The sequence below is a fragment of the Pantoea sp. EKM103V genome, from assembly GCF_011800365.1.
GTDB classification, from domain to species: Bacteria; Pseudomonadota; Gammaproteobacteria; order Enterobacterales; family Enterobacteriaceae; genus Pantoea; species Pantoea anthophila.
Window position 1 is genome coordinate 1 of record NZ_JAALFQ010000016.1, and the last position, 15,796, is coordinate 15,796.

The window sequence follows — 15,796 nt, forward strand, 5'->3', positions numbered from 1 at the left end:
TAGCGCGGTGGTCCCACCTGACCCCATGCCGAACTCAGAAGTGAAACGCCGTAGCGCCGATGGTAGTGTGGGGTCTCCCCATGCGAGAGTAGGGAACTGCCAGGCATCAAATAAGAGAGAGCCCTTCGCGTATGCGAAGGGCTTTTTTCGTTGTGGCTGCAGAAAACGGAGCAGCGCCTTTTACGGTTATCATTAGGAAGAAAAAGCGTAGCCGCCTCAGCCTGTGCTCCTGTGCTCCTGTGCTACCCAGCCCAGCCCCCCTTTACTGACCTTTATACGGGCCATAAAAAACCCGGCACCAGGCCGGGTTGGAAACAACGAGCAGTAGTACCGGTCAGTGAATAACCTGAGACAGGAACGCCCGGGTCCGCTCCGATTTAGGATTCGCAAAGAACTCCTGCGGCGGAGCCATTTCAACGATCTCACCGCGATCCATAAAGATCACCCGGTCTGCAACGGTGCGGGCAAAGCCCATCTCATGCGTCACGCACAGCATGGTCATCCCATCTTCTGCCAGACCAATCATGGTATCCAGTACCTCTTTTACCATCTCCGGATCCAGCGCCGAGGTTGGCTCATCAAACAGCATAATTTTTGGCTTCATACAGAGTGAACGGGCAATAGCAACGCGCTGCTGCTGACCACCCGAAAGCTGACCGGGGAATTTATGGGCATGTTCCGCAATGCGCACGCGTTGCAGATAGTGCATGGCCAGCTCATCGGCTTCTTTTTTAGGTATCTTTCTCACCCACGTCGGGGCCAGTGTGCAGTTCTGCAGGACCGTCAGATGCGGAAACAGATTAAAGTGCTGAAAGACCATTCCTACTTCGGTACGCACGCGTTCAATGTTACGGATGTCATCGTTTAGGTGAATACCGTCAACAACAATACGTCCCTGCTGATGCTCTTCCAGATGGTTAATACAGCGGATCGTGGTCGATTTGCCGGAACCAGAAGGCCCGCAAAGCACGATGCGTTCACGCGGCTTAACCTGCAGGTTAATGTCTTTCAGTACATGGAATTGCCCGTACCATTTATTCACGTTCTCAAGCGAAATCATCAACGCGTCGGAAGAGTGTGTCATAGAGTCAGTCATGTAAAACCTCAGTGCGATGTACGCCCGGTGTGAAAGCGCTTTTCCAGATACTGGCTGTAGCGCGACATGCTAAAACAGAAGATCCAATAGACCAGTGCAGCGAAGACGTAGCCTTCGGTCGACATGCCCAGCCAGGTGGGGTCCACCGTGGCTTGCTGAACGCTGCTGAACAGATCGAAAAGACCGATGATGATGACCAGGCTGGTATCTTTAAACAGAGCGATGATGGTATTTACCAGCCCGGGGATGGTGAGTTTCAGTGCCTGTGGCAGGATCACCAGCATCTGGGTTTTCCAGTAACCCAGCGCCAGAGACTCAGCCGCTTCATACTGACCTTTCGGCAACGCCTGCAATCCCCCGCGTACCACTTCCGCTACATAGGCGGACTGAAACAGAATGACGCCAACCAGGGCGCGCACCAGCTTATCGATGGTGGTGCCTTCAGACATAAACAGCGGCAGCATCACCGACGACATAAACAGCACGGTAATCAGCGGCACGCCGCGCCAGAACTCAATAAAGATAACCGACAGCGTGCGCACCACCGGCATACGAGAGCGACGGCCAAGAGCCAGCAGAATCCCCAGCGGCAGTGCGCCCGCAATCCCAACCGATGCAATAATCAGCGTCAGTGTTAATCCACCCCACTGACGTGTCTCAACGCGCTCCAGTCCCAGATAGCCGCCATACAGCAGAAACCAGACAATCACCGGATAGATGACGGCCCAGGCAGCAATATAGCGCCCGCGGAAGGGCAGGCTCTTCAGGAACATCGGCACAATCGACACCAGGCCAATGATCAGCGCCAGATTGATACGCCAGCGCAACTCATGCGGATAGAGGCCATACATGAACTGACCGAAACGGGCATGGATAAAGACCCAGCAGGCGCCCTCTTTCGTACAATCGGCGCGGGTGGAGCCGATCCAGTTAGCCTGAAAGACCAGCCAGTTCAGCGCGGGCGGGATCACATGCCAGATTATCCAGATGCACAACAGCGTCAGTAACGTGTTAAACCAGCTGGAAAAGAGATTTTTACGCGCCCAAAGCCAGGCGCGACTGACCGGCGTCGTCGGGACGGGGGTCGTTTCATGCGTAGTTACAGACATAGTCATCCCGTTCTCTTAACGCTCAACCAGCGCAATTTTGCGGTTGTAGACATTCATAAGCAGTGATATCAGCAGGCTGATGATAAGGTACACGCCCATCGTGATAGCAATCGTTTCGATGGCCTGGCCGGTCTGGTTCAGGACCGAGCCGGCAAACAGCGACACCATATCGGGATATCCGATAGCCGCGGCCAGTGAGGAATTCTTCACGATGTTCAGGTACTGACTGGTCAGCGGGGGAATAATCACGCGCATGGCCTGAGGAATGATCACCTGACGCAGCGTCACCGGATTCGGCAGACCCAGCGAACGTGCGGCTTCGTGCTGGCCGTGCGGTACCGACTGGATGCCGGAGCGAATCACTTCTGCAATAAACGACGAGGTATAGATCGACAGGGCCAGCGTCAGTGCCGCCAGCTCCGGGATCATTACCGAGCCACCACGGAAATTGAATCCGCGCAGCTGCGGCACATCCCAGTGCGTTGCGGCGCCAAACCCAAGATGCGCCAGAACCGGAAAAAGAATCAGCATCGCAACGGCGGCAGGCCAGGTGCGACGTAACTCGCCGGTTTTCAGCTGATGCTGACGGTTGAAGCGGTAGAGACCATAGCTGATGGCTACGGCCAGAAGCAGCGCGATAACAAACGGCCAGCTCCCCGGAGCATAGGTCGGCCACGGCACATAGAGCCCGCGATTACTGACATAGGCCAGGTCAAACGCATTCAGCGCCTGTCGTGGGCCAGGCAGATTGCGCAATACCGCAAAGTACCAGAAGAATATCTGCAGTAGTGGCGGGATATTACGGAAGGTTTCGATATAGATGGTCGAGAGTTTCCGCAGCAGCCAGTTGTCAGAAAGGCGGGATAATCCCACCGCGAATCCGAGAATGGAGGCGAAAACGATACAGAGTGCCGAGACCAGCAGTGTGTTGGTTAAGCCAACCAGAAACACGCGCGCGTAGGTATCGTCCTCGGTGTACTCAATCAGATGCTGAACGATACCGAAACCGGCAGTGCGCTCGAGAAAGCCAAATCCTGATGTAATGCCGCGATTGGCAAGGTTGATAATGGTGTTATGCACCAGATAACCCACCACACCAAGCACTGCGATAACGGCAATGAACTGATAAATCCAGGCGCGAACCGTGGGATTACCAAATGAAAAATCCCTTTTCACGGTTGGGCGTTGTGACATGTTGAAACCTCAGTAACGAAAGCTGTGGCAGGGCACCGCAGAAGGCGGTGCCCGATTGGCGAGGTCTGTTAACGTACCGGCGGAGCGTACTGAATCCCGCCCTGGTTCCACAGCGCGTTCTGACCGCGTGCGATCTTCAGAGCACTGTCTTTACCGACGTTACGATCAAAGCTTTCCTGATAGTTGCCCACCTGCTTGATGATGTTGTAGGCCCACTTATTATCCAGCTTCAGATCTTTACCAAAGTCACCCTCAGCACCCAGCAGATGCGCCATATCTGGCGTGGTCGGCTTGGCTGTCATCTGATCAACATTCTTCGAGTTGATACCCATCTCTTCCGCATTCAGCATAGCGAAGAGCGACCATTTCACGATGGTGAACCAGTCATCATCACCACGACGCACCAGCGGCCCCAGGGGTTCTTTGGAGATTACTTCTGGCAGCACAATAAATTCGTCCGGTTTGCCCAGCTTAATACGCAGTGCGTAAAGCTGAGACTGGTCAGAAGCCAGGGTATCACAGCGGCCGCTGTCCAGCGCTTTGGCTGATTCATCTGAACGGTCGAAGGTGACCGGCGTGTACTGCATTTTGTTGGCTTTAAAGAAGTCCGCGACGTTCAGCTCGGTATCGGTGCCTGCCTGAATACAGACGGTCGCGCCATCCAGCTCTTTCGCACTTTTCAGGCCCGCTTTCTGGTGAGTCAGGAAGCCGATGCCGTCGTAGTAGTTCACGCCCGCAAACAGGAAGCCCATGCCGCCATCACGCGAGGAGGTCCAGGTGGTATTACGAGAAAGCACATCCACTTCGCCTGACTGCAGCGCGGTAAAACGCTCTTTCGCGGTCAGTGGGGTGTATTTCACTTTGGTTGCATCGCCAAACACAGCAGCAGCCGTTGCCCGACACACATCCACATCGATACCGGTGAACTTGCCGCTGGCATCCGCATAGGAGAAGCCCGGCAAGCCGTCACTGATCCCACATTGAACAAAACCTTTTTTCTTAATTGCATCCAGTGTGGCGCCGGCGTGTGCTTGCTGAGTAACGGCAACCAGCGAGGCGGCAGCGATCAGCGTAGAGAGCATCATCTTTTTCATAAAGCATCCTGTGTGGCGGGATCGTATTGTTATGTTTGCGCACTTTAGTGTGCGTTTTCCTGTCTGTGGCGGTCAGCCATTCACGACTCTGCAAAGCTGATGCCAGGTTTGCAGGAGCCTGAATTTGTATGAAAGAACGGTTAATAATCGGAAGCACTTAGAAAGTTCCGCTAATATGGCGCACCAAAAGGAAGCAAAGCGAGTCGACCCGATCACATTTAGTGCAAATAGTTTCACTATATGGAAGCAATGTGAGCCTTCGCGCAGGCAGGCATGTATGAAGGAGACACGTTACTTTTTTAATGCGCGGAAAGTCACACACCCGGAGCGGAAGGGCGCTGTCAGGGGGAAGAGCATTCAGGTCAGCCTGTAATCCAAGCTGAGAGGAGGAATAAGAGAGGGCGAAATATCACGTCTGCGATTGCAACTATAGTTACCATATGAGAGGCAACTGTTTCATCCCTGAGGTCACCGCTTTGTGCCATACCGCACAAATAAAAACGCCAGCCCGAAGGCTGGCGTGATTAACAGACAGAACTCAGAATCAGTTCATGCCGTATTTTTTCAATTTCTTACGCAGCGTACCGCGGTTGATACCCATCATCAGGGCAGCGCGGGTCTGGTTGCCACGGGTATACTGCATCACCATGTCCAACAGAGGCTGCTCGACTTCAGCCAAAACCAGCTCATACAGGTCGCTCACATCCTGACCATTCAGTTGAGCAAAATAGTTCTTCAGTGCCTGTTTAACCGAATCACGCAAAGGTTTTTGAGTTACCTGATCCTGTGAGTTAACGGTAGAAACGGTCAGTACGTCAGAATTTACGCGTTGTTCGAACATAGTTCTTTCAGCTCTTTATTTCGTTACGCAAGATTTTCGAAGTATGCCTCCAACGCCTCCAGCTGTTCGCTGGCATCCTCAATGGCGTTGAATGTGCGCCGAAACTGGTCATTCGGGGCGTGCTCCTGCAGATACCAGGAGACGTGCTTTCGCGCTATACGGTATCCCTTGCCTGAACCGTAAAAGTCGTGCAGCTCACGTATATGCGAAACAAGCAAGCGCTTGACCTCTGCCAGTGGCAGCGGAGCAAGCAGCTCCCCAGTGTCCAGATAATGCTGGATTTCCCGGAAGATCCACGGTCTTCCCTGAGCAGCGCGTCCTATCATCAGAGCATCGGCCCCTGTATAGTCGAGCACCGCTCTGGCTTTATGCGGGTCAGTTATGTCTCCATTCGCGATAATCGGAATGGAAACACTCTGCTTAACTGTCCGAATGCTGTCATATTCAGCTTCCCCGTTGAACAGGCAGGCACGAGTGCGGCCATGTATCGTCAGAGCCTGTATACCGCAGCGTTCAGCCAATTGGGCAATCGCGACACAGTTCCTGTTTTCAGGATCCCAGCCAGTACGAATTTTCAGCGTAACCGGCACGTTCACTGCATTAACCACTGCGGAGAGAATGGACTCCACCACGGCGGGATATTGCAGTAAGGCTGACCCCGCCATTTTGCGGTTAACCTTCTTGGCAGGGCATCCCATATTAATGTCGATAACCTGTGCACCAGCCTCGACATTAATGCGTGCAGCTTGCGCCATTTCGCTGGGATCGCAACCGGCAATCTGCACGGCGCGAATGCCTGGCTCATCACTGTGAACCATGCGCAAACGAGATTTGTCACTGGCCCAGACTTCGGGGTTCGAAGACAACATCTCAGAAACTGCCATACCTGCGCCCATTTCGTGACACAGCGTCCTGAATGGCCTGTCGGTAATACCGGCCATAGGTGCCGCAATCAGTCGATTTCTCAGCTGGAGGTTTCCAATACGCATGAAGTCAGAATGGCCATACTGTGTCTGCAAGGCGGCGTATATTACGCATTTTTGCAGGAAGATGAAAGGCCAAACTTTGAACAATCAGCAAGAAAGATCAATGAAATCCGGGTGATGATCGGGTGTGTTTTTAATTACACTTTAATATCAATGATTTACTGATTTATGCTGAAATTGTGAACAAAAGTTTTTCCAGAAAAGTACGGCAATTCGCCAGATAAAAAACGTCACATGCCGTGATTAACGGTACAACTCTCCATGCCTGTCTGGAAAAGCCCGCAACTTACGCTGCGGGCTGGCTGATTGTGCTGTTTAGCCGCGTTGTGCCGGCTAGCGGCATCGCCGTGAGCTACGGCGGAGGCTGACTTCAGGATTTGATGCCGGTAATCCGGCACCACTCCTCTTTCACCGCAACCGGGTCAAGCGTGAACTGACTTTCATAGGCTTCGCAGACACCTTCCGCCTGACTCTCCAGCACGCCTGACAGGCCGAGGTGACCGCCAGACTTAGGCAGCACGCTGATCAGCGGTGCCAGCTCACGCAGCGGACCGGCCAGGATGTTGGCGACCACCACATCCGCCTGCAGGTTTTCAGGCTGCTGGTGGGGGAGATAGAGTGACAGACGATCGGACACGCCGTTGCGCTCAGCGTTATCGCGGCTGGCCTGAATCGCCTGCGGATCGATATCAATACCGATTGCCTGAGCCGCGCCAAGCTTAAGCGCCGCGATCGCCAGGATCCCCGAACCACAGCCAAAATCGATCACCGTTTTGCCCGTCAGATCCAGCCCGTCAAGCCAGGTAAGGCAGAGGGAGGTTGTCGGATGCGTGCCTGTGCCAAACGCCAGGCCCGGATCGAGCATGACGTTGACCGCGTCCGGATCCGGCACATCGCGCCAGCTCGGACAGATCCAGAGGCGCTCACCGAAGCGCATCGGATGGAAGTTTTCCATCCATTCGCGCTCCCAGTCTTTGTCTTCGATCTGCTCGATCCGGTGACGAAAATCGGCGCCTAACAGCGGATGCTGCGCCAGCTCGGCGGTAATCAGGCTCATATCGGTTTCAGCATCGAACAGGCCGATAACATCGGTGTCGCCCCACAGGCGGGTCTCACCCGGCAGCGGCTCATAAACTGGGGTATCGTGTGTATCCTGGAAGGTCACTGAGACCGCACCGATATCCATCAGGGCATCGCTCAGCGTTTCCGCGTGTTCACCTGAGCTGTTAATTTTGATTTGAATCCACGGCATAACGTTTCTCTTTCCGTCAATGTTGCGGCGCGTCGACCGGTTGCGGCGCGCGTCCAAACAGGTTGCCCACTAAAAATGCCAGCAGGCTCAGAAGCAGGGAGGGCACGATGGGGTGAAAGCCCAGAATCTGCAGTTTCAGGCTCGCCAGAAACGCATAGCAGCCACCACCCACCACCATGCCGGTGATGGCACCTGCGGCATTGGCGCGTTCCCAGTAGAGACCGAGAACCAGCGGCCAGAGGAAGACCGCTTCAAGACCACCAAAGGCCAGCAGGTTAAGCCAGATAATCATATCGGGGGGATTCCATGCCGCGATCAGCAGCAGGAGACCCAGGGCGAAAGTAATGGTGCCAGATAACAGTCGCAGCCGCGCCTCATTTTCCATCTGGTGCGGGGCGACCCGCAGATAGAGGTCTTTGATCAGCGTCGCCGACGCCTGAAGCAGTTGGGCATTAATCGTCGACATAATGGCAGCCATGGGCGCGGCCAGAAACAGTCCGGCCGCTAACGGCGGCAGCACGGTAATCATCAGGGTCGGAATGACGCTGTCCGGCACGGTCAGATTTGGCAGTACCGCCCGGCCAAGTGCACCGGCCAGATGCATGCCCAGCATCAGCACCACCACCACAATGGTGCCCAGAATGATCGCCCGATGGACAGCCTTACTGTCTTTGTAGGAGATACAGCGCACCGCCGTGTGCGGCAACCCGATAACACCAAAGCAGACCAGCACGATAAATGAGCTGAGGAAGGTTGGGGTGATAACCTCTCCCGGCCCCTGCGGTGAGAGCAGTGCGGGATCGATGTCATGCAGTTTCTGAACCGCCGTGCTCAGGCCGCCCGCCTGATGAATCACCGCAAACAGCAGCAGGAAGGTGCCAATCAGCATCACAACGCCCTGCATGGCGTCATTAAGCACGCTGGCGCGAAAGCCGCCAAACGCGGTGTAGAGGGCGATAGTGCCGCCAAAAATCAGCAGGCCGGTGTCATACGGGATACCGGCAGCGGTTTCGAGCAGCCGCGCACCGCCAATAAACTGTACCGTCATGGCGCCGATAAACGCGATCAGCAGGCTCAGACTCGCCAGCCAGATCAGCAGCGGGCTCCGATAGCGCGCATAGAGCATGTCATTCAGCGTGACCGCATTATGCTGACGCGCCAGGATGGCGAACTTTTTCCCCAGCACCCCCAGCGAAAGCCAGACAGCGGGCACCTGCACCATCGCCAGCAGCACCCAGCCCAGCCCATATTTATAGGCGGCACCGGGCCCGCCTATAAATGAGCTGGCGCTGATATAGGTCGTGGTGATGGTCATTGCCAGCACAAAACCGCCCATGGAGCGGCTGCCGAGGAAATATTCCGTCAGGAAACTGCCTTCACGCCGTTTGCGAACGGCAAATACCGACAGTGCGGCGATCAGCACCAGATAGATCAGCAGCGGCAGGATAATTTCACTGTTCATTTTTCTCCTCCAGCGGCATGTCGCGAAAAATCACCCGCACCATCAGCCAGCACAAAAAAATGAAGAACAGGGGGGCAAACAGGCAGGAGAGTTCAAACCAGCGCGGCAGACCGGTGATGCCGGTGTCATTGCCACCCAGCCAGGCGGAAAGTCCCCAGACAGCGAGCCAGAGCAGGGTGAGATAGAGCGACCAGCGCGCCTCTTTATGTGCCTGTATAAAACGAGCATCCATGATTCAACCTTAACGCCCAGCGGCAAAAGAAAAAGGCCGGATTAACCGGCCTCTGACTGACTCAGCGTTGCGATTACTTCTCGTGCAAGCCGAGTTTTTTCTCCAGATAGTGGATGTTGGTTCCACCGTGCTGGAAATTCTCGTCGGACATGATTTTCATCTGCAGGTCGACGTTGGTCTTGATACCGTCGATGATCAGTTCCGCCAGGGCATTTTTCATGCGGGCAATCGCCACGTCACGCGTTTCGCCATAGGTGATCAGCTTGCCAATCATGGAGTCATAATAAGGCGGCACGGTGTAACCGGAGTAAATGTGCGACTCCCAGCGCACGCCAAAACCGCCTGGCGCGTGGAAGCGGGTGATTTTACCCGGGCTTGGCAGGAAGGTTACCGGATCTTCGGCGTTGATACGGCACTCGACCGCATGTCCGCGAATGATCACATCATCCTGTTTGATCGACAGTGGCTGACCAGCCGCAATGCGCAGCTGCTCTTTGATCAGATCGACACCGGTGATCATCTCGGTCACCGGATGTTCCACCTGAATACGGGTGTTCATCTCGATGAAGTAAAATTCACCGTTTTCATACAGGAACTCGAAGGTACCTGCGCCGCGATAGCCAATTTCGATACAGGCTTTGGCACAGCGGTTGCCGATAAAGCTGCGCAGTTCCGGCGTAATGCCTGGCGCTGGCGCCTCTTCGACCACTTTCTGGTGACGACGCTGCATGGAGCAGTCACGTTCGCCCAGATAGATGGCGTTGCCCTGACCATCGGCCAGTACCTGAATCTCGATGTGGCGAGGATTCTCCAGATACTTCTCCATGTAAACCATGTCGTTGTTGAAAGCCGCTTTGGCTTCCGCTTTCGTCATGTTGATGGATTGCTCCAGATCTTTGTCGCTGCGCACAACGCGCATACCACGACCGCCGCCGCCGCCGGACGCTTTGATGATGACCGGATAACCGATGCGCTGAGCAAAGGCACGGTTTTTTTCCATATCATCAGTCAGCGAACCGTCAGAGCCTGGGACGGTCGGGACGCCCGCTTTCTTCATCGCGTTGATCGCAGAAACCTTGTCACCCATCAGGCGAATGGTGTCCGCTTTCGGACCGATAAAGATAAAGCCAGAGCGTTCAACCTGCTCGGCAAAATCGGCATTCTCAGAAAGGAAGCCGTAGCCAGGGTGAATCGCCACTGCGCCGGTGATCTCTGCAGCAGAGATCAGCGCCGGGATGTTGAGGTAACTTTTGACTGACTGCGCCGGGCCGATGCAAACGGTTTCGTCTGCCAGCAGCACGTGCTTCAGGTCACGGTCCGCGCTTGAGTGAACCGCAACAGTCTTGATGCCCAGTTCTTTACAGGCACGAAGAATGCGCAGCGCGATCTCACCGCGGTTAGCAATAACAATTTTATCCAGCATGATCTGCCCCGTTACTCGATGATAACCAGTGGCTCGTCAAATTCGACCGGCTGACCGCTTTCAACCAGAATGGCTTTCACCACGCCGGATTTGTCAGCTTCGATCTGGTTCATCATTTTCATGGCTTCGACGATGCACAGCGTATCGCCCGCGTTCACTTTCTGACCGACTTCCACAAAGGCTTTCGCGTCCGGGCTCGGAGTGCGGTAGAAGGTGCCTACCATCGGTGAACGCACGATGTGACCGCTGATCTCAGCCGGTGCGGCTTCGGCAACGGCTGCAACAGGGGCCACAGCGGTGGCCAGCGCAGGCTGTTGTACCGGTGCAGCGTAAGCCTGCTGCATAACCGGGTAACCTGCGTTTGCAGGTGCGCGGCTGATGCGAACGGACTCTTCACCTTCAGAGATTTCCAGCTCAGAAATGCCAGACTCTTCAACCAGTTCGATCAGTTTTTTAATTTTACGAATATCCATGAGTGGGGTTCCGTACTCAGTTTGATTAATTAGTTTGAGACAGGCGTTTTACTGCCGTTTGTAAAGCCCATGTGTAGCCGTCAGCGCCAAGCCCGCAAATCACGCCAGCAGAGACATCAGAAAGATAGGAGTGATGACGGAAGGGCTCGCGTGCATGCACATTGGAGAGATGAACCTCGATAAACGGTATTTCTACCGCTAACAGGGCATCACGCAGTGCGACACTGGTATGGGTAAACGCGGCAGGATTAATGATGATGTAATCCACATTGCCTTTGGCCTCATGAATGCGATCAATAAGCTGAAATTCAGCGTTGGTTTGCAGGTGGCTCAACTCCACATTCAGCTGGTCTGCCTGATGCGTTAAATCGTCAACGATCTGACGCAGCGTGGTATGACCATACTTCTCAGGTTCACGCGTTCCCAACAGGTTCAGGTTGGGTCCGTTTAAAAGCAGAATATGTAATTTATGCGCCATCTTGCTGCCATCTCCCGCAATCATTGAGGCATCGCGTAAAATACCTTGCGAATCTCCATTTGTCACCTTTCACGGTGAAAAAGAAGACCCGACGAGCAATAAAGCCGGGCATTATATCCGTTTCGTGTCATTTCGCAGCAAAATACTGGTCTTATCTGCGAAGATGATCGGATGTGGCCTGCGGGCCACATCTTTTATCAGAAAACAGCAGCGGAAAACAACGGGTGAGAGCCTAGCGGGGCCACCATTTGAGAAACTTTTTGTAACGCCAGGCTAACAGTATCGCAGCAAGCAGGGCGTAGATAAGTGGCTGGGGTGACAGGATTTTTACCGACCAGATATAGTGAACCGGCACCAGGATCGCGACAAGATAGACCGCGTTGTGCAGGGTTTGCCAGCGTTTTCCCAGCCTGCGCTGCGCGCGCTGAAACGAGGTCACCGCCAGGGCCAGCAGGATAAACCAGCTGATGATGCCCAGCGTGAGATAGGGACGGGAGATCAGCTCGCTGCCCAGCAGACGCAGATTGTCCGCACCCAGCTCCAGCAGGTAATAGCTCAGCAGATGAAGTGAGGCCCAGACAAATGTCCAGACGCCCAGCAGGCGGCGGGTGCGGATTAGCAGCGGCTGCCTGCCGTAACGCGCCAGCGGTGAGACCAGCAGCGTTCCCAGCAGCAGTTTCAGCGCCATTCGTCCGGTAAAATGCTGAATATCTTTCGCCGGATCGGCACTCAGCCCCCCCTGCATCGCGGCAAAAATCAGATAAACCAGCGGCAGCAGGGCCGCCAGATGCAGGATCACCTTTAAACCGGTTATCTGTTTTAACGACAGGCGCACCACCTAGTAGTTCTCCCGTAAATCCAGACCGCGATAGAGCGAGGCGACCTGCTCGCCATAGCCATTAAACAGCAGGGTCGGCTGACGCTCGACCTTCAGGCTGCCGCCAGGGCCGATAAAACGCTCGGTGGCCTGCGACCAGCGCGGATGATTAACGTGGGGATTCACGTTGGCGTAAAAACCATACTCATCAGCCGCAATCTGGTTCCAGGTCGTCGGCGGCTGATTGCTGGTCAGCGTGATTTTTACGATCGATTTGATCCCTTTAAAGCCATATTTCCACGGCACCGTCAGGCGAATCGGTGCGCCATTCTGCGGGGGCAGCGCTTTGCCATAGACGCCGGTCGTCAGTATTGTCAGTGGATGCATCGCCTCATCCAGACGCAAACCTTCGACATAGGGATAGTTGAGACCACCGCCAATAAAGCGATCTTTCTGGCCTGGCATCTGCTCAGGATCGTAAAGCGTCTGAAAAGCGACGAAACGCGCTTTGCTGGTGGGTTCGGCCAGCGAAATCAGTTTGTTCAGTTCGAAGCCAATCCAGGGCACCACCATCGACCAGGCCTCCACGCAGCGCATGCGATAGATCCGCTGCTCCATGGCGAACCGTTTAAAGATGTCATCCATATCCAGGGTCACGGGCTTCGCCACTTCCCCATCGATGGTCAGCTTCCAGGGCTCGGTTTTCAGCGTGCCGGCATTGGCGGCCGGATCGGCCTTATCCAGGCCAAACTCATAGAAGTTGTTATAGCCGGAGACCTTATCCGCCGGGGTCAGGGTCAGATCGGCCTGATACTGCGCCGGTTTAGTAAAGTCCAGCGGGCGGCCTGCCGGCGCTGGCGGGCGATCGTTTCCCTTGAACCAGCTGAGAATGTCGGCGTTTGCCACGCCAGGCACGCCGATGGCCGCGGCGCTCAGCCCCAGCGTTTTCAGCACCTGGCGGCGCTTCATATTAAAGATGCTTTCCGGCGTAACGTCGGCTTCAGTCAGGCAGGGTGTACGTTTCATGGGCCTTCTCCAGACAGATTCTTATCGACCAGCATGATGACTATCGCTGATGTCGGCCACTTTCGCTGCGAAAATGTGAAATTTCCTGGCTGGGCAGGGCGATGAGAATGCACTGAAAAGTGCCGGGGTTCACGTCAGCAAGACAATCCCGACGATATACTTCGGCTTCTGGCGTCCGGGCACTGCCGTCAGCGGTAAATTATGCTATTTTGCTCGCGTTTTCGTCAGGCTGACGGTACAAGGTTGGGTGATCCGGTTATCACCGCAGTAATACAGGCACAGGGATGCGATTAACCACAAAATTATCTGCGTTTATTACCTTTCTTAGCCTGCTGGCCATGTCACTGATGCTGGCTGGCTGCGCATTCAGTTTTTTCTGGTTCAGTCATCAGCGCGTGGAACATCGGGCACAGATCCTGGCGGTCCAGGTGGATCAGGCGATGCTCACCCAGACCCCGGATCAGCTGCATACCTGGCTCACGTCGATCATGCCCATCATGAATGCGGAGCAGATTTTACTGCACAACGGCAGACAGACGCTCCTGACGCTCTCCCGTCATGAAAACCCGATGCTGGAAGATGAACCCAACCGCTTTATCCAGTTCGAGGTGCCGCTGATGCATCAGACCGGCTTACAGCTGCGGGTTGTTACCCTCGATCCTGCCAAAACCTGGCTACGCTCCATCACCGGCACCTCGACGCTGGGCATTCTGTTTACCATCATACTGGTCATGAGTCTGATGCTGCTGATGATGCATCGCTGGCTCAGCCGTCAGTGGCGTGGCATGGAGCATCTCGAAGTGCGGGCCGAGGCGATTATCAACGGCGAACGCGGCGTCATGCCGAAGCGCGGCGTGGATGAGTGGCCGCCCAGGGCGAGCCGCGCGCTGGATCTGTTGCTGGTGGATGTGCAGGAAGCCGCCGAACAGCGCGTGCGTATCGACACGCTAATCCGCACCTTTGCCGCCCAGGATGGCCGGACCGGCCTCAACAACCGACTCTTTTTCGACAATCAGCTGGCGACGCTGCTGGAAGATCAGGAAGATGTGGGCACCCACGGCGTGGTGATGATGGTGCGGCTGCCCGATCTGGATACCCTGCAGGAGACGCTGGAGCCCGCGCTGGTCGACGAGTACCTCTTTAACTTCGTCAACATGCTCTCTACCTTTGTGCTGCGCTACCCAGGGGCGCTGCTGGCGCGCTATTTCCGCAGTGATTTTGCCGTGCTGCTGCCGCATCGCAGCCTTAAAGAGGCGAACAGCATTGCCGACCAGCTGATCAATGCGGTGGATTCACTGCCGCCGATGCGTCAGGTGAACCGTGATGATTTGATTCACATCGGCATCAGCGCGTGGCACAGCGGGCAGACCGTGCCGCAGGTGATGGAGAATGCCGAAATGGCCACCCGCCGCGCGGCTTTACTGGGCGGCAACAACTGGACCAACGGTGCAGGCAATCCGCAGGACGCCGGGCGGGGGAGTGTACGCTGGCGTACCCTGCTGGAGAATACGCTCAGCCGGGGTGGTCCGCGGCTCTATCACAAACCTGCCGTCAATATTGAAGGCAAGGTGCAGCACCGGGTGATGCTGACCCGCATCTTCGACGGCGACAAAGAGGTGCTGGCCGCCGAATATATGCCGCTGGTGCAGCAGCTGGGTATGGCGGATGCCTGGGATCGCCAGCTGATGACCCGCATTGCGGCCCTGTCTGAACTCTGGCCGGAAGAGACCCTGGTCATCCCGCTGACGATGTCCTCACTCCTGCAACGATCCTTTGTGCTCTGGCTGCAGAACATGCTGCTGCAGTGCCCGAAAGGACAAAGAAAACGATTTTTATTTGAACTTGCCGAGGCAGATGTCTGTCAACACATCAACCGCTTAACACCAGTATTCCGTGCGCTTAAGGCGTTTGGTTGTCGGGTGGCGGTGAATCAGGCCGGTTTAACCGTGGTGAGCAGCGCCTATATCCGGCAGCTGCCGCTGGAGCTGATCAAGCTCGATGCCGGCCTGGTGCGCAACATTGAGCGGCGCACGGAAAATCAGCTGTTTGTGCAGAGTCTGCTGGAAGTCTGTAAATCCACCGGCATTCAGGTGTTTGCCACCGGTGTTCGCACCCGATCGGAGTGGCAAACATTAGTGTCGCTGGGTATAGCAGGCGGGCAGGGTGATTTTTTTGCCCCTTCGCTTCCGGTTAACAGTAACGTGAAGAAGTATTCCCAACGTTACCGTATTTGATGAATTGCCGTCCTGATGACAGCAATTAGCGCTTTTTTGTCATGTTAAGTCTCGTCTGCACCCATAACCCGACTGCCGG

The 15,796-nt window shown here is 55.2% G+C and carries 15 protein-coding genes and 1 rRNA gene; 2 read left to right on the forward strand and 14 right to left on the reverse strand.

The window, feature by feature from the left end; all coding sequences use genetic code 11:
* Positions 1-105: ribosomal RNA gene (gene rrf / locus HFD97_RS20620) — 5S ribosomal RNA — on the forward strand; the annotation flags it as partial.
* A gap of 229 nt (positions 106-334) precedes the next feature.
* Here the strand turns inward: rrf and HFD97_RS20625 are convergent.
* The 14 genes from HFD97_RS20625 to msrP form a co-directional block, all read right to left on the reverse strand.
* Positions 335-1,096, reverse strand: a complete 762-nt coding sequence (locus tag HFD97_RS20625) for an amino acid ABC transporter ATP-binding protein (RefSeq protein WP_009087542.1) — start codon at positions 1,094-1,096, stop codon at positions 335-337.
* 8 nt (positions 1,097-1,104) lie between these two features.
* On the reverse strand, positions 1,105-2,205 hold the full coding sequence (locus HFD97_RS20630; RefSeq protein ID WP_009087540.1) for an amino acid ABC transporter permease: 1,101 nt from the start codon (positions 2,203-2,205) through the stop codon (positions 1,105-1,107).
* Between the two features lie 15 nt (positions 2,206-2,220).
* A complete protein-coding gene (locus HFD97_RS20635; RefSeq protein WP_046102627.1) occupies positions 2,221-3,399 on the reverse strand; it encodes an amino acid ABC transporter permease in 1,179 nt (392 codons plus the stop codon).
* 68 nt (positions 3,400-3,467) lie between these two features.
* Positions 3,468-4,493 (reverse strand): amino acid ABC transporter substrate-binding protein, encoded by a 1,026-nt coding sequence (locus HFD97_RS20640; protein WP_009087536.1) that lies wholly within the window; start codon positions 4,491-4,493, stop codon positions 3,468-3,470.
* A 544-nt stretch (positions 4,494-5,037) separates the two neighbouring features.
* Entirely contained in the window at positions 5,038-5,334 is a 297-nt protein-coding gene (fis, locus tag HFD97_RS20645; protein WP_003855228.1) for a DNA-binding transcriptional regulator Fis, read from the reverse strand.
* Positions 5,335-5,357: 23 nt separating this feature from the next.
* On the reverse strand, positions 5,358-6,323 hold the full coding sequence (gene dusB / locus HFD97_RS20650) for a tRNA dihydrouridine synthase DusB (RefSeq protein ID WP_009087532.1): 966 nt from the start codon (positions 6,321-6,323) through the stop codon (positions 5,358-5,360).
* 367 nt (positions 6,324-6,690) lie between these two features.
* Positions 6,691-7,572 carry a 50S ribosomal protein L11 methyltransferase gene (gene prmA / locus HFD97_RS20655; protein WP_111209016.1) on the reverse strand — a complete coding sequence of 294 codons (882 nt, stop codon included), beginning with the start codon at positions 7,570-7,572 and terminating at the stop codon, positions 6,691-6,693.
* 16 nt (positions 7,573-7,588) lie between these two features.
* Positions 7,589-9,034, reverse strand: a complete 1,446-nt coding sequence (gene panF, locus HFD97_RS20660; protein ID WP_111209017.1) for a sodium/pantothenate symporter — start codon at positions 9,032-9,034, stop codon at positions 7,589-7,591.
* A complete protein-coding gene (locus tag HFD97_RS20665) occupies positions 9,024-9,266 on the reverse strand; it encodes a YhdT family protein (protein ID WP_009087527.1) in 243 nt (80 codons plus the stop codon). Before HFD97_RS20665 ends, panF begins: the two co-directional genes overlap by 11 nt.
* Before the next feature lie 73 nt (positions 9,267-9,339).
* A complete protein-coding gene (gene accC, locus HFD97_RS20670) occupies positions 9,340-10,689 on the reverse strand; it encodes an acetyl-CoA carboxylase biotin carboxylase subunit (RefSeq protein ID WP_009087525.1) in 1,350 nt (449 codons plus the stop codon).
* A gap of 11 nt (positions 10,690-10,700) precedes the next feature.
* Positions 10,701-11,162, reverse strand: a complete 462-nt coding sequence (gene accB / locus HFD97_RS20675; protein WP_009087523.1) for an acetyl-CoA carboxylase biotin carboxyl carrier protein — start codon at positions 11,160-11,162, stop codon at positions 10,701-10,703.
* A gap of 25 nt (positions 11,163-11,187) precedes the next feature.
* On the reverse strand, positions 11,188-11,640 hold the full coding sequence (aroQ, locus tag HFD97_RS20680) for a type II 3-dehydroquinate dehydratase (RefSeq protein ID WP_009087521.1): 453 nt from the start codon (positions 11,638-11,640) through the stop codon (positions 11,188-11,190).
* A 232-nt stretch (positions 11,641-11,872) separates the two neighbouring features.
* Positions 11,873-12,475 carry a protein-methionine-sulfoxide reductase heme-binding subunit MsrQ gene (msrQ, locus tag HFD97_RS20685; protein ID WP_046102638.1) on the reverse strand — a complete coding sequence of 201 codons (603 nt, stop codon included), beginning with the start codon at positions 12,473-12,475 and terminating at the stop codon, positions 11,873-11,875.
* Between the two features lie 3 nt (positions 12,476-12,478).
* The gene (msrP, locus tag HFD97_RS20690; protein WP_140029577.1) at positions 12,479-13,483 is read right to left on the reverse strand and encodes a protein-methionine-sulfoxide reductase catalytic subunit MsrP; all 1,005 of its coding nucleotides are present in this window, start codon (positions 13,481-13,483) and stop codon (positions 12,479-12,481) included.
* 284 nt (positions 13,484-13,767) lie between these two features.
* Here msrP and csrD point away from each other — a divergent pair, with 284 nt between their 5' ends.
* Positions 13,768-15,717, forward strand: coding sequence for an RNase E specificity factor CsrD (csrD, locus tag HFD97_RS20695; RefSeq protein ID WP_009087516.1), 1,950 nt, complete (start codon positions 13,768-13,770; stop codon positions 15,715-15,717).
* Positions 15,718-15,796: the final 79 nt, after the last annotated feature.